At 66.8% G+C, this 18,177-nt stretch carries 19 protein-coding genes; 11 read left to right on the top strand and 8 right to left on the bottom strand.

Annotated features, from left to right (window positions below; translation table 11 throughout):
- The first annotated feature begins 125 nt into the window (after positions 1–125).
- The 4 genes from OF850_RS18045 to OF850_RS18030 all read left to right on the top strand — a co-directional run bounded on the left by OF850_RS18045 (position 126) and on the right by OF850_RS18030 (position 4,360).
- Positions 126–1,730, top strand: a complete 1,605-nt coding sequence (locus tag OF850_RS18045) for a winged helix-turn-helix domain-containing tetratricopeptide repeat protein (protein ID WP_301591743.1) — start codon at positions 126–128, stop codon at positions 1,728–1,730.
- 362 nt (positions 1,731–2,092) lie between these two features.
- The gene (locus OF850_RS18040) at positions 2,093–2,383 is read left to right on the top strand and encodes a hypothetical protein (protein WP_301591742.1); all 291 of its coding nucleotides are present in this window, start codon (positions 2,093–2,095) and stop codon (positions 2,381–2,383) included.
- A 67-nt stretch (positions 2,384–2,450) separates the two neighbouring features.
- Complete coding sequence (locus tag OF850_RS18035) at positions 2,451–2,753, top strand: hypothetical protein (RefSeq protein WP_301591741.1); 303 nt, start codon at positions 2,451–2,453, stop codon at positions 2,751–2,753.
- Positions 2,754–3,985: 1,232 nt separating this feature from the next.
- Complete coding sequence (locus OF850_RS18030) at positions 3,986–4,360, top strand: cupin domain-containing protein (RefSeq protein WP_301591740.1); 375 nt, start codon at positions 3,986–3,988, stop codon at positions 4,358–4,360.
- Between the two features lie 46 nt (positions 4,361–4,406).
- Here the strand turns inward: OF850_RS18030 and OF850_RS18025 are convergent, their stop codons facing one another.
- The 3 genes from OF850_RS18025 to OF850_RS18010 all read right to left on the bottom strand — a co-directional run bounded on the left by OF850_RS18025 (position 4,407) and on the right by OF850_RS18010 (position 6,820).
- A complete protein-coding gene (locus OF850_RS18025; protein WP_301591739.1) occupies positions 4,407–5,333 on the bottom strand; it encodes a DMT family transporter in 927 nt (308 codons plus the stop codon).
- A gap of 379 nt (positions 5,334–5,712) precedes the next feature.
- Positions 5,713–6,498, bottom strand: a complete 786-nt coding sequence (locus OF850_RS18015) for an enoyl-CoA hydratase-related protein (protein WP_301591738.1) — start codon at positions 6,496–6,498, stop codon at positions 5,713–5,715.
- Positions 6,499–6,559: 61 nt separating this feature from the next.
- The gene (locus OF850_RS18010; protein ID WP_301591737.1) at positions 6,560–6,820 is read right to left on the bottom strand and encodes a DUF1127 domain-containing protein; all 261 of its coding nucleotides are present in this window, start codon (positions 6,818–6,820) and stop codon (positions 6,560–6,562) included.
- Positions 6,821–7,116: 296 nt separating this feature from the next.
- Here OF850_RS18010 and OF850_RS18005 point away from each other — a divergent pair, with 296 nt between their 5' ends.
- Complete coding sequence (locus OF850_RS18005) at positions 7,117–8,475, top strand: aminotransferase-like domain-containing protein (RefSeq protein ID WP_301591736.1); 1,359 nt, start codon at positions 7,117–7,119, stop codon at positions 8,473–8,475.
- A 161-nt stretch (positions 8,476–8,636) separates the two neighbouring features.
- Here the strand turns inward: OF850_RS18005 and OF850_RS18000 are convergent, their stop codons facing one another.
- Complete coding sequence (locus OF850_RS18000) at positions 8,637–9,245, bottom strand: hypothetical protein (protein WP_301591735.1); 609 nt, start codon at positions 9,243–9,245, stop codon at positions 8,637–8,639.
- A 146-nt stretch (positions 9,246–9,391) separates the two neighbouring features.
- Positions 9,392–10,138 (bottom strand): sulfite exporter TauE/SafE family protein, encoded by a 747-nt coding sequence (locus tag OF850_RS17995; RefSeq protein WP_301591734.1) that lies wholly within the window; start codon positions 10,136–10,138, stop codon positions 9,392–9,394.
- Between the two features lie 85 nt (positions 10,139–10,223).
- Here OF850_RS17995 and OF850_RS17990 point away from each other — a divergent pair, with 85 nt between their 5' ends.
- Entirely contained in the window at positions 10,224–11,126 is a 903-nt protein-coding gene (locus tag OF850_RS17990) for a LysR family transcriptional regulator (RefSeq protein ID WP_301591733.1), read from the top strand.
- 153 nt (positions 11,127–11,279) lie between these two features.
- Here OF850_RS17990 and OF850_RS17985 read toward each other — a convergent pair whose 3' ends face one another.
- A complete protein-coding gene (locus tag OF850_RS17985; RefSeq protein ID WP_301591732.1) occupies positions 11,280–12,479 on the bottom strand; it encodes an MFS transporter in 1,200 nt (399 codons plus the stop codon).
- Positions 12,476–13,222: an SDR family NAD(P)-dependent oxidoreductase gene (locus OF850_RS17980; RefSeq protein WP_301591731.1), complete on the bottom strand. Its 747-nt coding sequence runs from the start codon at positions 13,220–13,222 to the stop codon at positions 12,476–12,478. The genes OF850_RS17985 and OF850_RS17980 overlap by 4 nt, the downstream gene beginning before the upstream one ends.
- Before the next feature lie 334 nt (positions 13,223–13,556).
- On the opposite strand from OF850_RS17980, the gene OF850_RS17975 reads away from it, so the two are divergent.
- From OF850_RS17975 to OF850_RS17965, 3 genes are all read left to right on the top strand, one after another.
- The gene (locus tag OF850_RS17975; RefSeq protein WP_301591730.1) at positions 13,557–14,753 is read left to right on the top strand and encodes an aminotransferase-like domain-containing protein; all 1,197 of its coding nucleotides are present in this window, start codon (positions 13,557–13,559) and stop codon (positions 14,751–14,753) included.
- 8 nt (positions 14,754–14,761) lie between these two features.
- The gene (locus OF850_RS17970) at positions 14,762–15,820 is read left to right on the top strand and encodes a LysR substrate-binding domain-containing protein (protein ID WP_301591729.1); all 1,059 of its coding nucleotides are present in this window, start codon (positions 14,762–14,764) and stop codon (positions 15,818–15,820) included.
- Between the two features lie 99 nt (positions 15,821–15,919).
- The gene (locus tag OF850_RS17965; protein WP_301591728.1) at positions 15,920–16,360 is read left to right on the top strand and encodes a rhodanese-like domain-containing protein; all 441 of its coding nucleotides are present in this window, start codon (positions 15,920–15,922) and stop codon (positions 16,358–16,360) included.
- Between the two features lie 20 nt (positions 16,361–16,380).
- On the opposite strand, the gene OF850_RS17960 is transcribed toward OF850_RS17965, so the two are convergent.
- On the bottom strand, positions 16,381–17,283 hold the full coding sequence (locus OF850_RS17960) for a LysR family transcriptional regulator (protein WP_301591727.1): 903 nt from the start codon (positions 17,281–17,283) through the stop codon (positions 16,381–16,383).
- Positions 17,284–17,471: 188 nt separating this feature from the next.
- Between OF850_RS17960 and OF850_RS17955 the strand changes: the two genes are divergently transcribed.
- Together OF850_RS17955 and OF850_RS23755 are read left to right on the top strand one after the other, a co-directional pair.
- Positions 17,472–17,741 carry a hypothetical protein gene (locus OF850_RS17955; protein WP_301591726.1) on the top strand — a complete coding sequence of 90 codons (270 nt, stop codon included), beginning with the start codon at positions 17,472–17,474 and terminating at the stop codon, positions 17,739–17,741.
- Positions 17,624–18,049 (top strand): RES family NAD+ phosphorylase, encoded by a 426-nt coding sequence (locus OF850_RS23755; RefSeq protein ID WP_368044704.1) that lies wholly within the window; start codon positions 17,624–17,626, stop codon positions 18,047–18,049. The genes OF850_RS17955 and OF850_RS23755 overlap by 118 nt, the downstream gene beginning before the upstream one ends.
- Positions 18,050–18,177 lie beyond the last annotated feature (128 nt).

Raw genomic sequence — 18,177 nt, 5'->3', positions numbered from 1 at the left:
GCGGCGACGACCACTAACGCGTCCTGAGAAGGAGGTGGAAGCCTTGTGGAAAGGATGTAGAATCTTGCTGCGCTCCCTTCTCTCCTGGGCCTAGGTTCGCCGGAAGATGTCCGGGAGAGCCGGCCATGGGTGAGATGAAGGGGTCCGCAGTCTTCCGCTTCGCGGGCTTCACCCTCGACCCGCGCCGCGGGGCGCTGATCGACCGCTCCGGCACGGAGATCGCCCTGCGGCCGAAGACCTTCGACGTGCTGCGGCATCTCCTGGCGAACGCAGGCCGGCTGGTCACGCGCGAGGAGCTGCTCGCCGCCGTTTGGCCCGGGGTGTTCGTGGCAGATGAGAACGTCACGGGCTGCGTCGCCGAGATCCGCCGGGCCCTTCATGACGATGGGCGATTGCTTCGGACCATGCCCAAGCGCGGTTACCTTCTTGAGGCCGAGGTGACGCAGGTTACCAGCGGCACATCAGAGGCCAAAGAGGCGGAGAAGCCTCCTTCCCTTGACCGCCAGGCGTCGGGTGAGGCCACACCAAATCCCCTCGTCCCGCCGGTCCGTGCTTCCCTGGTTGTCCTTCCCTTCACCAACCTGAGCGGTGACCCTGACCAGGAGTACTTCGCCGATGGCATCACGGAGGAGTTGACGACGGCACTGAGCCGGGTGCGCTGGTTCTTTGTCGTCGCCCGGAACTCTGCCTTCACCTACAAGGGGCGCGCGGTGGACGTGCGCCAGGTCGGACAAGAGCTTGGCGTGCGCTATGTCCTCGAGGGCAGCGTCCGCAGGGCCGGCGAGCATGTCCGCATCAGCGTCCAGCTGTCCGAGACCGAGACAGGCCACCACGTCTGGGCGGACCGCTTCGATGGCACACGTGAGGACATCTTTGCCCTCCAGGACCGAGTGACCGAGGCCGTGGCAGGGGCGATGGAGCCGAGTCTTCAGGCCGCTGAGATCGGACGCTCCGCCACCAAACCAACCGGGAGCCTCGACGCCTACGATCTTTATCTGCGCGGCCTCAGCCGCGCGTACCGGCTAACGCGCGAAGACAGCGAAGCGGCGCTGACCTTGTTTCGTCAAGCGGTCGCGCTTGACCCGGATTTCGCGCTGGCCAAAGCCTACGGCGCCGGTCACCGCGTGGTCCGCAAGGCACAGGGCTGGTCCGAGCCCGAGGAGTGGGCCGAAGGCGCCGTCTGGGCAAGAGAGCTTCTCTGGCTGGGCCAGGACGATCCAAGCGTTCTTCGGCTCGCGGCAATCACGGTCGCTCATCTCGGCCGCGACTATGCGGCGGGCGTCGCAGGGGCCGAACGGGCCCTCGCTCGGAACCGCGGCTCAGCCCAGGTCCTGCTGAGCTGCGCCTGGGTTTATGTTTATGCGTGCCAGCCCGAGACGGCGATCCCGCTCTTTGAACGCGCCGTACGCCTCAGCCCGCACGATCCCGAGGTCGCCTTCACGCTGTCAGGCATCGCACTTGCGCATCTTGTCGCGGGCGACCTTGAGGCTGCTGCCCACTGGGCCGATCGCTCGGTGCGTCATGCACCAACTTGGCTTGCAGGACGTCGCACACTGGTCGGTGCCCTTATGATGTCCGGCCAGGAAGCAGAAGCCCGCGCGGCCGCTGCTGCTTTGCGGAGCATCGCTCCACAGGATCGCAGTCTGGAGGACGTTATACCCCCTCTGCAGAATCAAAAGATTCGAGGCCGCTACATCACGGCCTTGAGGGCAGCTGGCGTGCCGGGCTGAGACTGCTTTTGAGTTGGTCCACGGTGTCCTCCTCATTGGGGTCCGCGTTTCGGCCACTCCGGCTCGTGGCTCGGCTTAAAGCCGAGAGCCGAATATGCGCAGCGGCAACGCTGGGCCCAAGGACGAACGGACTCCACGACCAGCGTCGCTTTGGGCCGGGTTCCGGCTCCTACCGGTGCACCTGCCCGAAAACTAGAGTTTCCGGGCAGCCCCTCAGCCGCGCCTTCAAAGCGCCAGCCAAATCAATCATCGGCGTCGCCTATCGCGCGCTTCGGTTCAATCGAATTCAGCGATGACGTGACGTCGATAGGATGGCCTCACTCCCGCAGCACGGGAGACATCGAGAGCCCAGGACCCAGACCATGACCAACAACTCCACTGCCCTTTCCGACGATCAGCTGGACGGCATCTCTGGCGGCATGAGCGCGCTCGGCGCAATTGGATTGGGCGTAGGCATTCTGGCCGGCGGCGCGCTGGTCGCTGCCACGGGTGGCCTGGCTGGCGGCATGATCGCGGGCATCATGGCCGGCATGGGCGAGGCCACCTTCGCCACCATGGCGGCGGCCCCCACCGTCGGCGCCGTGGTGGGCGGGATCGTCGGCGCGGGCGCCGGCGGCGTGGTCGGCCAGCAGATCGGCTCCTCCCTCGGCTGAGCGCCGCCTCTCACTCTCCCGGCTTCCCTGAACCCTTCTTCTTCACCCTTTCGCAGGAGACACGACCATGACGCAGACCCACGCCTCCTTCCCCGCCGCCGGCCTGACCCTGTCCGACGACCAGCTCGACGACGTCGCCGGCGGCCTCGGCCTCGGCACCTGGATTGGCGCGGGCGTTGGCCTCGTGGCCGGGGTGGCGCTCACCATTGCCAGCGCCGGGGCGGCCGCACCTCTGCTGGGTAGCGCGGCGGCGGCGATCTTCGCGGAAGGTGCCACCATGGGGGGCGTCATTGCCGCTGGCACCTACACCACGGCCGGCCTCACCGCCTCCGGCGCCCTGGTCGGAACCGCCGCGGATGCGCTGAGCTGAGGCGCACCCTTCGTGGCCGGGCAGCCGGACGATCCATGCCTCGCCCCAAAGGAGCGGGCCTGCCCGAACTAATGTTTTCGGGCCGTCCGCGCTTGTGGCTGCCGAGGGGCGAGCGCGGAGTTGAAGGAGGATTTACCTCCTTGCCCGCGACGCCCTCACGAGCGCCGCGATCGCGCCCAACAACGCAGCCAGGGCCGCTAAGGCCTGGGAGCGCTCGCAAATGAGCCGGTTCGACGTAGATGACGCCCTTCGCCCGGCAATCCGCCGTGCAGTGGCAATGGCCCAGGTTCTACCGATGGGACCCCAGGGCGAGCGGCTGGAAAGCGTGGTGGCAGCGGCGCGGCCGGGCGCCTTTTCTCCTCCCCCACCAACACGGACGAGTCAGGCCAAGCGCGAGGCGCGGCGCCTTGAGACCAAGCCTGCACGAGCGTCAGCTGCCGTGGCTCAAGAGCGCCGGGAGAGAATGGAAATCGCGGCGCAGGCGCTGCCGGGCGCACAGCCCAGTGTGCATCCAGACGCGAAGCCAGAGCTGCGGCTGGCACAAGGGCCAATGCCGGATCTTTGAAACAAGGTCGGCCGACTCGGTCTGCACGGACGCGCCTTCGCAAAAGGCGGCGTTGTGCGCTCGAAAAGAAATGAACAAACACGGATCGGCTCACGCCGCCCGCTGAATCCCTGAGCCGAATTCACCGATGGTGAGGAAAACGCAGTCGGCCTGACCAAGCCGCGGGCGCAGCATAGCGCGCATGAAATCAGGCGACGTGAGCATGTGACATGGGTCCTCAAGCTCATACGACGCGAACGAGGGATGGGCGTGGAGCACGGCATGCTTGAGATGGCTCAACTTATGGCGCGGAACAAGCAATCAGCCGAAGCGGCTTCAGACCCTGCAGAAGAAGCTCTGGAAGCCAGAAAATCGCGTCCTTCACCCCTTCTTTCAGTGGTGGCATGGTCTACACGAGTGCTGCGACGCTCCCCCAACAATTCGGATTTAGCGGGGCTTCCAGACCGAGAAATCCGCGACATGGAGATCAATCGCGATGATCTCTGCCGGGGTCCAAAGAAGCCGCATTGGCCTTGGTAAGCCAAGACCGAGTTCGAGACAGGGGGACAACGCAGTGAGTTGCGATGCAGAGAAGCTTAAGCCGCCGTCCATTCTTGCGGCAGAGGTGCCGCCGCGTGAAAGGGCGTCCGGCTATCCCGCCCCGTTCGCCGAGCGGGTTGCTGGAAGGGTGAAGCGTCCGCTGGGTGACTTCTTTGGTTTGCGGAACTTTGGGGTGAACCTCACGACGCTGCGCCCTGGCGCCGCGACGGCGCTGCACCATCGTCATTTAAAGCAGGACGAGTTTGTCTATGTGCTGGAGGGTGAGCCGACGCTGATCACGGACGCTTGGGAAACCTGCCTTTCTCCCGGCATGGCCGCAGGGTTCCCCGCCGGTGGCACGGCGCACCATCTGGAGAACCGCACGAGGCGAGATTGCCTGATCCTTGAGATCGGCGATCGTACGCCGGGAGACAGCGCCACCTATCCCGACGACGATATCGCAGCCGTGCTCGGCCCAAATGGGGGCTGGCTTTACACTCGAAAGGACGGGACGCCCTGGTGAGGCTCTCTGTCGTCTGCGCGGAAACGTTGAGGGCGGCCATCGCCCCCTACGAGGCATTCCTGATACTCGGTTCTCGCCTCCGGCTTGAAAGAACAAGCAGGCTCCCTGCAGCGAGGATGACGAGGGCGACCGTGACCACCGGTGAGGGATACTCAGCAAGCAGCGGGATGGCGAGGAGAGCTGTGACGGCGGGCACCGTTGACGTTGCAACGGCCGCTCCGATCGCGCCAAGCCTCGAAATTGCCCAGGTGTAGGCAAAGACCGACACCGTGCCGACCAGGACGCCCTGGATCGCCACTTGGAGGAGGATTGCTGACACCGGCGCCTCGCCTAGCTGGGAGTCCAAGAACACCAGATAGAAGGGCAGATAGACCAAGACCGACAGAGCGCCGATGGTGGCCGCGGTGCTGATGGCGTCCATCTTCACGCGGGCAGCCAGGATGCCGAAGGCGGACCAGGTAGCCGAAGCGCCGAGCAAGAGGGCGTCACCCAGAAGCTGGCGCGAGCCCGTGCCCCGTAACGTGTCCCATCCGACGAGCCCGAGGGCGACCAGGACCAGCCCTGCACCAGCGATCCGGCGTCCTTCGGCCCTGGTTCTTCCAAGCACAACGCCGATCACGAACGTGAAGAAAGGCAGCGCGCCGTGGAGGAGCGCGCCGCCATGCGAGGCCGGCACCAGCGCCAGCCCTGCAAACGCAAGCGTTGCGAAGCCAATGCCGCCGGTGAGCGCCAGCTTGAGGGAGTCGAGCGTGAGCAGAGCGGATGTGCCCCGCCTCAGAGCGAAGGGCAAAAGCAGCAGCCCGCTGGTCGCGAACCGAATGGCCATCAGATCCTGCGGGGCCAGGGCCGAGGTGTAGGCAAGGCGCGAGGCAAGAGTGAAGCTCGCGAGGATCGCCACGATGGCCACCCCAGCACCCACGTTGAAAAGAAGGGTGGTGCTCGAGCCCAATGAGCTGGTCGGCGTCGGCATCATCGGCACCTTTGGTTCATACGGTGGTGATCCGGCGCCCCACCTTTGCGCCTTCGCCAGATGTGACGTTTCGGCTGGGACGGCACGGAAGGCTCAGGCCTCCGCGTGACAGGCCGCTTGGAGATTGTAGCCGTCGGGATCGAGAACAAAGGCGGCGTAATAGCTCGGGTGACAATGTGGACGCAGGCCGGGCGGGCCGTTATCCATCCCTCCGGCTTCAAGCGCTGCCCGGAAGAACGCATCAACCTCTTCCCTCCCCCCGGCGCTGAACGCGAAATGGGGGAGAAGCGGCTGGGGCGCACCTTGGGAGAGCCAGAATTCCCCACCAGGGTCAGCGGACCTCCTGGGTGGTCCGGCAATGCCTTTCTCCCTGTGGCGGCGATCACGCTCCCACGAAATGGGGGCGGCGCTTCTCCACAAAGGCGCTGACACCCTCCTGTGCGTCATTGGTGGGGACAATACTGGCGAAAGCGGCCTCCTCGATGGCAAGCCCGTCGTCAATCGACGCATCCAGGCCGCGATGGATGGCCGACAGTGCCGCCGCGACCGTGAGCGGTGGCTTTGCAGCGACCCTCATGGCGAGAGCGACCGACTCCTCAAGAACCGCTTCGTCATCGACCACTCGGTTGACTAGGCCGAGCCTGAGGGCCTCTGCGGCCCCGAACTCCCGGCCCGTGAGGATCAACTCGATCGCCGCCTTGCGGCCCACATTGCGCGGCAGCCGTTGCGTGCCTCCAAAGGTAGGGACGATGCCGATGTTGATCTCCGACTTCGAGAAAGCGGCACTCCGTCCAGCGATGGCCATGTGCGCGGCCTCGACCAGCTCGCACCCCCCGCCATAGGCAAGGCCGTTCACCGCGGCGATGATTGGCTTGGGAAAGGTCTCGACAAGTCGCGTCATGCGCTGCCCCGGACGCAGGAAGTGGGCGACGGCCATGCGGGGGCCTGCCTTCATGTGGGGGGCGAAGCCTGCGATGTCGGCGCCCGCGCTGAAGGCGCGACCCGTGCCGGTAATGATCACCGCGTGTATCCGCGGGTTCAGCTCAGCCTCTCCAAGTGCCGCCATCAGGTCGGACAGGAGGTCGTTGCTCAGCGCGTTGAGCTTCTCCGGACGGTTCAGCCGAAGAACGCAGATCGCGCCGTGATGCTCACGGACGATCTGGCTCACGGGCGATGTGCTGTCATTGGGCACCGTTCGAAGCTCCTTGGTTTGCTGGAGTGTGCGTCTGTCACGCCCGCCAGAATGGCTTCCATACCTCGCGAAGGGCCTCGCATCGGGTTACGCCGATGTCCTTGAGCGCCTTATCGGAAAGTTCGGCCAGTTCCTGCCTTTCCTGCCAACGCTGCACCCAGATGCGCAGGATGCGGAAAGGGTTCCACCGGCGAACGCGGCCAGGCTCGGGGGCGGTCTGGCTGACCGCATAAATCTCGTGGCAAGGAAACTCCATCTTCTCGATGGAAACCTGGAGCCTTGGCGAAATGTCATTCACGGGAGTGCTCCTCAGCGTTCACTTCGGAGGGTCCAGGGTGCGATGCGCCATCCGGCCGTGCCAGCGCATCCTCCTCAGCAATGGTGAGCAGGCTTCACCGTAAGAGGTGCGCGCCGCAGGGATATTCAGAAGTGGCACTGGTAAATGCGCGGGAGCGCATTGCCGGCCCCCATCAATTCACGCCACCGGGCAAGCATCCGCCGAGGCTGCGGAGCCCGCCGTGACGCGAAGGGTAAGGCTTCTCGCGGAAGGCCGCAGGAAGGACTATATCTCCTGCCCGTTCGGCCAGGAGAAGGATGTTGGCGGACAGGCAGAGACAGAAGCTGGTGCTGCCGGAGATCGACGCTCCGCTACCCGAGCGGCTAGCCATGTCCGTTGAGACGTTGGTCCGGTCCGGCGCCTATCGTCCTGGCGACCGGCTGCCCACTCACCGGGAACTCGCCTCGGTTGCCGGCGTCGCGATCGGCACAGTAACCCGCGCCATTGACCTCCTGACCAAGCGCGGTGTGCTCCGTGGCGAGGTCGGGCGAGGCACCTTCGTCAATTTTCCGCCTGAGTCCCCCCAGGTGGTTGACCTGACCATCAACGGCCCGCCCTCCCTCATCACGGAGGAGGAGATGAAGGCTGCCGCCGAGCGGGCCGTCGCGCGGTCGCTGGCGCTGCCGGGCAGCGGATACGCCGACCTTCGTGGCACGCAGGAGCAGCGTGTCATTCTGGCGGACTGGCTGCGGCGGACACGGACCGACGTCTCGGAGGAGGAGATGCTTCTCTGCGTCGGCGCGCAGCAGGCGCTCCACCTCTCATTCGCCGACCTGAAGCCGCACACATCGACGGTGCTGACGGAGGCTGCGACCTTTCCCGGAGCGATCTCCGCCGCGGCCGATCTCGGGATGCGCCTCGAGGCCGTCCCGCACGACAGCGAGGGCATCGTCCCGGAGGCGCTGGATCAGGCGCTGCGGGAGACCAGTGCGCGCGCCATCTATCTCACCCCGGTCTGCCAGAACCCGCTCGGTTTTGAGATGGGCGCGGCCCGGCGGCGCGCCGTGCTGGAGGTCTGCCTCCGGCACGAAGCCATGATCGTCGAGGATGACATCTATGGCCTCTACGCCGCGAAGGGACGCTGCACCTTCCGGGAGCTTGCGCCCGAGCAGGTCTACTACGTCACCAGCCTCTCAAAATGCCTGACCCCATTGATGCGGCTGGGCGTGCTGGTGCCTCCGGGCGGTCGTCTCCACGCGCTCAAGCGCCGCTTGCGCGCAGCGGTGTGGGGCCCAGCGCCTTTCGCTGTCGATCTCGGCTGCGCCATGGTCGAGATGGGCTTGGACACGAGGATGGCCGCGGCGCTTCGGACGGAGGCCCGGCGACGCATGACCATGACCGCGCGGATCCTGGGGCTAGGGCTGGACAATGTGCCGATGCCAGATGGGGCCCCGCATCTTTGGCTCCCCATGGAGCGGTTGGAGGCCGAGGCGCTCGCGCGCCGCGCCGGGGAGCAGGGTATCCGGCTGACACCGCCTGGTGCCACCGCCATCAGCGCGGAGGGAAGCGGCGGGCTGCGCCTTTGCATCATGGCCCCGCGGGAAAGCGCCACGCTGGAGCAGGTCCTGTATCGCCTCGCCGCCCTGCGGGCCGCGCCCGAGGAAACGATTGTTTGAACCAAGCCGCGGGACCGTCCCGTTTCCGTTTGATGAGGCACCCCTGCCCGTGGGCCGGCGATTTTAGCGCCGCGATGGCCGTCCTCTCAGGACTGGGAGTGAACAGGCCTTTGTCGCCGCGCTGACGGCAACGGGATATGCATTTGCGATACGACAAACCGTTACGGATAGGGGTCACTGTGGGGGATCCGAGGAGGCGACCCCTCCCGGTCCATGGGGCCAAACGCATCCCGAAAGTGGCGCACGACGAGTGCGACGCTGTCCTGTGTTGCCCCGCCATTGCTGCGCGCGAAGACCCGGGCCCGCGTTCCATCGGGATGCGGCAGCATAGCCGTCGCCCCAGCTGAAAGCCCTTGCGCGTGGTCCCAGCCGTGGGTGGCCAAAGCGACCGCCTGGGCCCGCGGGTCGACCTGCAGGCAGGCCACGGCCTCTCCGGGATCGTCGGGGTGCAGCAGCAGCGTCGGAGCCGCGCGTCGAGCGGGGAGAAGGCCGCGGCAGGCCGGATAGAGTGCGGCAGCTGGTCCTTCGGACACTGCGAGCACGGCACGCCCGCCCGCGCCGAAGCCGAGAAGGCCGATGCGCGAGATGTCCAGCTTCACGGGCGCGAGATGGCGGACGAGGGTAAGCAACCCAGGCATCGATAGGAGTGGCAAGGCCTCCTCCGGCGCATCGGAGCCGAGCTGGATCACAGCGATGCCTGCGGCCAGGAGGTAGTCCGCGTAGGGCGCCTCTCGACCGTCGGGGCCGGTACGGTCAGCCAGGATAAGCACGACGGGGAAAGGGCCCTCCCCGCCCGGCAAGGAAAGCCACGCCGGACCATGCGGCGTCTCGAGCGTGGGGGGATCGGTCGCGCCCGTAGGGTAAGGTGCAGCCAGAAGCAGCCCCACTGCACAAGCGGCGGCACAAGCGCGGCGCATCACGCCAGCCCCCGCCGGGCCAGGTCGCCCCCGAGCAGGAGCAGGCCGACAAAGAAGCCGCGTCGGAATGTCTCGGGCCGCACGCGAAGGCGAAGCCAGCCGCCGAACCACATCCCGAGGAGCGCTGGGAGCACCGCTAGCAGCGACGCACCGGAGGCGGCAAGCGGCAGGGCGCCGTGCAGGGCAAGGCCGACGGCGAGCGCCAGGGTCGACACGGTGAAGGACAGGCCGAGAGCCTGCACGAGGTCATTCCGGTCCAGGTCGAGAGAGCCGAGATAGGGTACTGCAGGAATGACGAAAACGCCCGTGGCCCCTGTCACCAATCCCGTCACGGCTCCAACCAGCGGCCCTGCCCAGGGCTCGACGCTGGGCGGCACACGAAGTTGTGGTTTGAGAAGGCCAACGAGGCCGTAAAGGGCCAGCGCGATGCCGAGCGCGACGCTCGCATTCCGTGCGGCGGCCCCTGCGATGATCCCCGAGCCGGTCAGGGTGCCTGCGACGATGCCGAGCATCATGGGCCACAGCCGGGCGAGCAGCGCACCGAAGCGCGGCCCGGCTAGGAGCTGCCAGACATTCGTGACGAGCGAAGGAACGAGAAGGAGGGCGGCCGCCTGGACTGGAGGCATCGCGAGGCCCAGCAAGCCCATAGCGACGGTGGGCAACCCTAGTCCGAGCAAGCCCTTCACGGCCCCGGCAAACAGAAAGACCCCACACAAGAGCAGGGCGAAGGGGAGAGCGTCCATCATTCGCTCGACCCTGCGGGGCGGGGCACTGCCGCACAATGCGGATTTTGCTTAGCCTGCCTCAGTCTCGAACGAAGGCTCACCACCTTTGCATTTTGACCTAACCGACCTCCGGCTGTTTCTCCACGTGGTGGAGGCCGGCAGCATCACGGCAGGCGCCACACGCGCCGGCCTTGCCCTCGCCTCGGCCTCAACCCGGGTGCGAGGGATGGAGGAGCAGGCCGGCGTGCCGCTGCTGGAACGGGGGCGGCGGGGGGTCCAACCGACGCCCGCTGGCCGGACTCTGCTGCGCCACGCACGGCTTGTGACCGGACAGATGGAGCGGATGCGCGGCGAGTTGGGCGAGTACGCTCGCGGACTGAGGGGTCATGTGCGCCTCCTGGCGAATACCGCAGCCGCAGCCGAATTCCTTCCCGAAGTCCTGGCCGAGTTCCTGCGGGCCAATCCGAACGTGGATGTGGAGCTTGGCGAGCGCTCCAGCCCCGAGGTGGCGCGGGCCGTCGCAGAGGAAGAGGCGGAGCTTGGAATCACGGCCGGTCATGCGGATTTATCAGGGCTGGAAACGCTGCCCTTCCGGACCGACAGGCTGGTCCTTATCACGCCGCCATCACACCCGTTGGCGGGACGAGGACAGTTGTCCTTCAGCGACACGCTGGGTTTCGAGTTCGTGGGACTATCGCATGAGAGCGCGCTTGGCGGTCATCTCGCCGGTCATGCCGCGCGATCGGGCCGGCAGATGCGGACGCGCGTGCGGGTACGCGGGCTCGACACGGCCTGCCGCATGGTTGCGCTGAGCGCCGGCATCGCCGTGGTGCCCGAGGCCGCAGCGCGGCGGTGGGACACAAAGGGGAGGCTTGCGGTAGTGAGCTTGGAGGACCCGTGGGCCGAGAGACAGCTGCTCGTCGTCCTTCGTCACCTCGATGCGTTATCGCGGCACGCGCGAAAGCTTGCGGAACATCTCGCGACGTCGCCGGATCAAAGGCGGCAATGAGGCGCCTAAGTCATTCCTATCTACAAATAGAGGTCAGCTCAGACGAAAGCTGCGGGACGCGCCTTTTGCATCATGGCCCAGCGAAAAAGCCACCCCGGAGCAGGTCCTGCATCGCCTCGCCGCCCTGCGGGCCACGCCGGAGGGAGCGATCGCCTAAACCCGGCCCTGGGAAGGCCCAGCCGGCATCGTCGCCAACTTCAGGGCCAGGATAGCGGCGAAAAGAAGCAGGGCCACGGCGACCATGCCGGGGCCATAGCCGCCCGAACGCTCCCAGGCCCAGGCCATGGCCAGGGGGCCTGCTGCGCGCGCTAGGGCACCCGCAGCGGAAAGCACGCCCGAGACCGTGCCGTAGCGGGCCGCCCCAAACAGATGCGCGGGCAATGCGCCCCGCATGATGGTGAGAATGCCGTTCGCCGCGCCGAAGAGCGCCACCGCGAGGCCCAGGAGCAGGATGCCATCGCCAAGTCCCATCATGACAAAGGCGCCCCCTACCCCCACCAGGGCAAGCGAGGTGACGGTGAGCAAGGTCAGACGCCCGCCGCCGGCGAACTCCGCCACGCGCCCCAGCACCTGCGATACGCCCACAAGCGAGGCGAGGATCGCTGCCGAGGCGCCCAGGCCTTTCTCCTGAAGAAGTGGCACGAGGTGAACGGCAACAGTCGCGCTGGCAAAGCCGGTCGCCCCATAGAGCAGAAGGAGGGCCAAAAAGCGTCGGCTCGCAATCGTATCGAGCGCGCTGCCCTGATCCGGGAGGCTGGCCTCTTCGCGCTGCGGGACCACGCGCCCTGGCATCAGGAGGTGCAGCGCCGCGCAGGCGAGGTTCAGGATGGCCAACGCGGCACAGGTCTGCCGCCAGCCCAGCGCTTCGACCAGGAGGTTCGTCAACGGCCAGAACACGGTGCTGGCGAGCCCGCCCGCGAAGGCCACGGCCGCGATGCCGCGCCGCGCGGCGCCTGCCCCGAAGGCCGCGGTTACCGCCGCGAAGGCAGATTGGTAGAGCGTGGCAGCCATGGTGGCGCCAATCAGGATCCACGCGGCGTAAAGCTGCGCGGGGGTCTGGACCTGGCCGGCCAAGACGAGGCCAAAGGCTGCGGCGAGCGAGCCCGTCACCATGACCGTTCGTGCACCGAGCCGGTCGAGCAGGAACCCTGCGAGCACGGCCGCGGCGGCCTCGGCCAGAAGGCCGGCGGAAAAAGCGCCCACCACCAGCTCGCGCCGCCAGCCCGTTTCCGCGATGATCGCCGGCATCAGCACGGAGAAGGCGTAGTAGAGGCTTCCCCAGTGCACCACCTGCGTCACGGCGAGCGCGGCCGGCACCCGCCAGGGCAGTGCCTCCTCGACGGCGGCGCTCACAGCCCGCCCGTCACGCGCAGCACCGCGCCCGTCGCGTAGGACGCGGCGTCCGAGACAAGCCAAGCCGCCGCTTCGGCAATCTCGGCCGGTTCGCCGACGCGACCCATCGGGACGCGAGGCGCGATCCGGTCCGGGCGGCCCGGGTCGCCGGCCAAGGCGTGGATTCCCGTACGCACCGTGCCGGGAGCGACCGCGTTCACCCGGATCCCCTGCCCTGCCACCTCCCGGGCAAGGCCGAGGGTGAAGGCCTCCACCGCGGCCTTGGTGGCGGCATAGTGCACGTATTCGCCCGGGCTGCCGGTCGCTGCCGCCACTGATGAGATGTTCACGATCGAGCGCCCCGATACCTCGCGCACGGCAAAGCGCCGCAGCGCCTCCCTCGCGCACAACATCGTGCCGGTGAGGTTCACGTCTGTGACTCGCCGCATCTCTGTCGCGTCGAGATCGACGAAGCGTCCGAGGGGGCCCGTGATGCCCGCATTGTTCACCAGCGCGTGCAGCGGCCCGAGACGCTCCTCGGCGGCAGCGAAGAAGCGCGCCACCTCCCCCTCCTGCACCACGTCCAAGGGGAGGGCCAGGGCTTGGCCGCCCTCTGCCTCAATGCCTTCGAGGAGTTGTCGCGCCTCAATGGGATAGCGGCAGCCTATCGCAAGGGCATACCCCTCCCGCGCAAGCCGCGTCGCGATGGCGGCGCCGATCCCGCGGCTGCCGCCGGTGACGATGATGAGCCTTTGTGCGCTCAAGATCCTGAACCCTTTGCTTCGGCTCCTCAGATCGTGCGGGCACCATCAGCAAGGCAAAAGGAAATCTTTTTGATGGCGCGCATCGAAATAAGTTTCCCTTCTGCAGGACCCACCTCTGGTAGCCCATGGCATGAGGCCCGGCGCGCCCCGCCCTCAGGAATTGTATCGATTACCACTTGCTATTGTATCTAAAACCCAAAGGCGCTCGCTTGGCGCATCAGATGACAGGGATGCTGTTGGGCTGCGAATCCTGCAATGACCGAATGCAATAACCGCATTTGACCGCCAGCCGCACAGTCGATTGTCTTATCGTATTGCGAGGAGAATCGAGACAATGAACCAGCAGCGTGCCTTGCTTTCACGGCGCGTCCAGGCCGTGCGGGGGTCCGAGATCCGCGAGCTGCTGAAGCTCCTCGACAGGCCCGGCATGACAAGCTTCGCCGGCGGCATCCCCGACCCCTCCCTGTTCGACCTGGACGCGTTCGGCGCGGCATGCGCCAGCAGCCTTCAGGGCGGCAAGGCTCTGCAATACTCCACCTCCGAGGGCTACCTGCCACTTCGCGAGTGGATCGCGGAGAGGATGCGCGAGAAGGACATCGCGTGCGGTCCCGAGCATGTGCTCATCACCAACGGGTCGCAGCAGGCGCTCGACTTGATCGGCAAGCTGTCCCTTGATCCGGGCGACACGGTGCTGACCGCGGCACCCACCTACCTCGGCGCGCTCCAAAGCTTCCGCATCTTCGAGCCGCGCTTCGACACGGTGCACTTCCGCGACGGCGGCGCCAGCGCCGGAGGGGCACGCGCGAAGCTGATGTATCTCGTCCCCGACTTCGCCAACCCGACGGGCGCGACGCTGGACCGCCACGACCGGGTCGCTGCACTGGAACTGGCGGAGGAGCATGGCGCCCTGCTCGTGGAGGACGCAGCCTATGTGGATCTGCGTTACGAGGGTGAGGCCCCACCCGCCATCGCCTCGCTCGACCAGCGCCGCTGCGGGTCGATTGAGGCCATGCGGACGCTTTATTGCGGAACCTTTTCGAAAACGCTCTCGCCAGGCCTCCGCATTGGCTGGATCTGCGGTCCTTCCGCCTTGATCCAGCGCTTGGTCCTCATCAAGCAGGCGGCGGATCTTCACACCTCAACACTGGGCCAATGGGTGATGCACGAGGTGGCCGGGGCTGGCTTCGGCGCTCGCTTGGCCCTGGCTCGCGACACCTACCGAGCGCGGCGCGACGCCATGCTTGAAGCTTTGGACCGCCACGCGCCGACGGGAATGCGCTGGACACGCCCGAAGGGTGGCTTCTTCATCTGGGCGACCCTCCCGCACGGCGTGGACGCCGCCGCCCTCCTGCGCGGCGCCCTGGAGCGGAACATCGCCTTCGTCCCCGGCCAGCCGTTCTTTGCGGATGGGAGCGGATCGAACACGCTGCGGCTGAGCTTCTCCCTCGCAGACCAGCAGACCAGCGCACGCGGCATCGCCGCCTTGTGCGCACTCGTAGAGGAGCGCCTTGCCGAGGCGCACGCCGTGTGAAGGAGGGAATGCAAGTGGCCCACCGAAAACTGCCGCCTCTCGCCGCGCTGCGTCTCTTCGAGGCGGCGGGGCGGCACGGCAGCCTTCGAGCCGCGGCGGAGGAGTTGGGCATCACGCCTAGCGCCGTCAGTCACGCCATGCGGTCCCTGGAGGACAGCCTCGGAGTTCCTTTGCTCCAGCGAGACGGGCGCGGCATGCGCCTGACACCGGCCGGGGAGGAGTTGCTGGCCGAGGCGACCCAGGCCTTCACCGGCCTCGCCGCGACGGTGGACCGAATCACCTCGGCGCGCGCCTCGGCTGGCTTGGCCGTGAGTTCGGCGCCGACCTTCGCCTCGCGCTGGTTGCTTCCAAGGCTTCCTGCGCTACGACGGCGTCACCCGGCTATTGCCCTTTCGATCACGACCGAGCTTCAGCCGGTCGATATCGGCGAAGGCGGTTTCGATCTGGCGATCCGCATGGCCGAACAGCCCTCTGGCCCCGGAGACTGGTTTCACCTCGCTCCGGAATGGCTACTCCCAGCTGTGGCGCCAAAGTTTGGGAGCCTCTCTCTTTCGGCTGCCTTGGATCGCTTGCCCGCGCTTCATGTCACTGGCATCCGAACGGACTGGGCGAGATACGCCAGCGCCCGAGGCCTCACCTCACCCGACCCCGCCAAGGGCCATCGCTTCGACACGGCCTATCTGGCCCTTGAGGCGGCCGCCAAGGGCGCCGGCGTCGTCTTGGCGCGCCTTCCGGTCTGCTTGGATGACCTCGCCTCCGGCCATCTCGTGGCCCTCGACGCGGCCATTGAGAGTGGCTTCTCTTACTGGCTTGTGACGCGACCGGGGTTGTTGCGCCAGAAGGCGGGACGTCAGTTCGCTGATTGGCTCCGCGAGGAACTCGCCGCGAGCATCGCCCAGCTTCCTGGAGGCGGCACGGGACAGATCTCCCAAACCGCTGACGGCGACCCTGCGCGGGGCAAGGCAGGAAGAACTGCTCAAGAGCGAAGAGGTCAATCAGCCCTCGACTTGATGCGCCACGGCACCAAGGCCTCGGCGAACACCCATTTGGCGCTCCCCGCTTGCTGAGACCGGCGCGGGCAAGAAGAGATTGTCACAAGTCACTGATGCCGTCGCACGACAGCCGGAATCCCGACGTGTCGACGCTGCCATGAAGAGGAGTGGATCATGCCGAACCCTGTCACCGAGGTGTTGCCCGTCGGACCTGCTGAGATGCGTGCGCACCTCTCGCGCCGCCTCGCTTTGGAGACAGACTGCGCGGATGTCTTCGCAGCGCTACGCGATGCCGCAACAAAGCGAGAGCCGCCCGATTTCGTCGTGCTCGACGTACGTGGCCGCGCCGCTTACGCCGAGGGCCACGTCCCCGGCTCGGTCAGTTTGCCCCACCGCGACATTACGGCCGAACGTCTTGCCGCCTGGCCGAAAGAAACGGTGTTTGTGACCTACTGCGCCGGCCCGCACTGCAATGGCGCCGACCGCGGGGCGCTTCGCATCGCCGAGGCAGGCCGCAAGGTGAAGACGATGCCAGGGGGGATGACGGGCTGGGTCGATGAAGGGCTCCCTTTGGCGGCGGGCCGCGAGCCGGGTTCGATCTTGTCCGGGCTTTAAGGAAGCTGTGAAGCGCGGGTTCAACGCTTGAGCGGCGGCTTGCTCAGTTCCAGCAAGGCGTCGAGCACCGTGCGAAGGCCGCGATCAACTATCTTCTCCTTGCGCAGCACGATCGCGAGATTCCGCTTCAGAGCGGGGCGAAGCGCGAACGCGACGGCTCCTCGCATGCCCGAGGCGATGGCCGAGCCAGGAAGAATGGAGCACCCAAGGCCGCCCGCGACCAGTGCCTTGATCGCCTCGACATTGCCAAGCTCCATGGCCGGCTTGGCCGGCCGCCCCTCCGCGCCATACCAGCCTTCGACAAGGCTGCGCACATTGGCGCCTGCCTCGAAGAGGATCAGCGGAAGCTGCGCAAGGTCGGCCGCACCAACGGGTTCGGAGAAGCGCGCCGCCTCGTGCTTTGGCACGACGGCCATCATGGGATCGGTGAGCAGGCGCGTGACGGCCAGGGAGCGGATCCTCGGCACCGGCAGAGTCACCAGGGCGACATCAAGCGTCCCGTCTTCCACTTGGCGCACCATGTCGTCCGTGTTGCCCATGGCGACCGAAAGCTGCAGCCCGGGCATGCGCTTCCGCACCGCGGCCAGGGCGGGCGGGAGCAAATAGATGCAGGCTGTGGCTCCGGTTCCCAAACGCACCTTCCCAGCCTCACCGCTCCGATGCGCGGCGACCGCTGCGGTCGCGTCGTCCGCTGCGGCCAGGGCGCGCCGCGCCGGAGCCAGCAGCGCCTCGCCCGCCGCGGTGGGCTTCGCCAGCCCGGCCGCGCGCTCCAGGAGGCGCACGCCCATATGGCGCTCCAGCTCGCGCATCTGCTGACTCGCAGCCGGTTGGGTAATGCCCAAGCTTCGGGCCGCGACCGAGACGCTGCCAGACGCCACAATAGCAAGAAAGGTCCGCAGCTGTCGTAAAGTTGGTTCAGACATAACCTGAGCTTATGCTGCCTCAGCGCCATGAAAAGACTTCTGATGGCGCGTGGGGCTCCGGCAAGGCGCTGCGTCGCGTGCTCTTGCAGATACGCGAGAGCCACGTAACACGGCACGGCTTCCTCCTATCAAGCAAGATCCCGCTGTTCTGGCGTTCTGCCGCCGCATTGCTGCCCCGGAGCTACGAGATGCTGATGATCGTCGAGGGCTCCGCTTGGCGGGCGGTGGAGGTCCAGGCCCAGGGCTCCACGATGAAGCTCTTCGGTACGATGGCCGAGCAGGACATTCTCGTGCGAGAGCTGGATCGCTCAAAACCCCCCACTCCTCCAGAATGCGGACACTGCATGGGTTCCTGGCAATTCCCTTCCGGTACGCGCCCTTTCCGCGTGGCAGCCGCTTTCGTCGCGCCGGGCAGCGCGAGGGTTGCCTGTACGCAGCCGAAGATGTCCGCACCGTGATGGCGAAGGATGCGTTCTACCGACTGCTGTTCGTGCTCGACGCGCCCACAGCACGCCCACCACGCAATCCGATCGAGCGCACGGCTTTCCGATTCCGCTACGCTAAGGAGGCCGGGGTCGACCTGACCGCACCTCCCTTGTCGGCCAATACCGACGTATGGGCCTACCCGGCTTCCTATGCTTCCTGCCAGGACCTGGCTGACGCCGCGCGAAGGCAAGCTCCAGATTCTTCGCTCGCGCTCAGTCCGGGACCCGGATGGCAGGGCCAACCTCGCGATCCTCGCGTGCCGAGCAATCGCGACGCGTAACCGACAGCTAGGAGACCTGTGCGCGGAACGCTTGCGGCGCGGCATCGTGTCTGATTCCCTTGCAGGCGACGGCACATGGAGTGACCTCGATGTCGCACCGCGTGATTGGCCAGGAGAGCCTCGACGCT

Origin of the sequence: Sabulicella glaciei, assembly GCF_026183895.1 — a bacterium.
Lineage (GTDB): Bacteria > Pseudomonadota > Alphaproteobacteria > Acetobacterales > Acetobacteraceae > Roseococcus > Roseococcus glaciei.
Note: the sequence above shows the minus strand (reverse complement) of the source record. Positions and strands in the feature narration are given on the sequence as shown.

What these genes read in the sequence shown, in the direction of transcription:
- OF850_RS18035 (WP_301591741.1), top strand. Translation starts at nt 2,451, where the DNA reads ATGACGCAGACCCACGCCTCCTTCCCCGCCGCCGGCCTGACCCTGTCC.
- OF850_RS18045 (WP_301591743.1), top strand. Translation starts at nt 126, where the DNA reads ATGGGTGAGATGAAGGGGTCCGCAGTCTTCCGCTTCGCGGGCTTCACC.
- OF850_RS18025 (WP_301591739.1), bottom strand. Translation starts at nt 5,333, where the DNA reads ATGATGCCGACGCCGACCAGCTCATTGGGCTCGAGCACCACCCTTCTT.
- OF850_RS17995 (WP_301591734.1), bottom strand. Translation starts at nt 10,138, where the DNA reads ATGATGGACGCTCTCCCCTTCGCCCTGCTCTTGTGTGGGGTCTTTCTG.
- OF850_RS17970 (WP_301591729.1), top strand. Translation starts at nt 14,762, where the DNA reads ATGCAAGTGGCCCACCGAAAACTGCCGCCTCTCGCCGCGCTGCGTCTC.
- OF850_RS17960 (WP_301591727.1), bottom strand. Translation starts at nt 17,283, where the DNA reads ATGTCTGAACCAACTTTACGACAGCTGCGGACCTTTCTTGCTATTGTG.
- OF850_RS17955 (WP_301591726.1), top strand. Translation starts at nt 17,472, where the DNA reads ATGCTGATGATCGTCGAGGGCTCCGCTTGGCGGGCGGTGGAGGTCCAG.
- OF850_RS18040 (WP_301591742.1), top strand. Translation starts at nt 2,093, where the DNA reads ATGACCAACAACTCCACTGCCCTTTCCGACGATCAGCTGGACGGCATC.
- OF850_RS18005 (WP_301591736.1), top strand. Translation starts at nt 7,117, where the DNA reads ATGTTGGCGGACAGGCAGAGACAGAAGCTGGTGCTGCCGGAGATCGAC.
- OF850_RS17975 (WP_301591730.1), top strand. Translation starts at nt 13,557, where the DNA reads ATGAACCAGCAGCGTGCCTTGCTTTCACGGCGCGTCCAGGCCGTGCGG.
- OF850_RS17965 (WP_301591728.1), top strand. Translation starts at nt 15,920, where the DNA reads ATGCCGAACCCTGTCACCGAGGTGTTGCCCGTCGGACCTGCTGAGATG.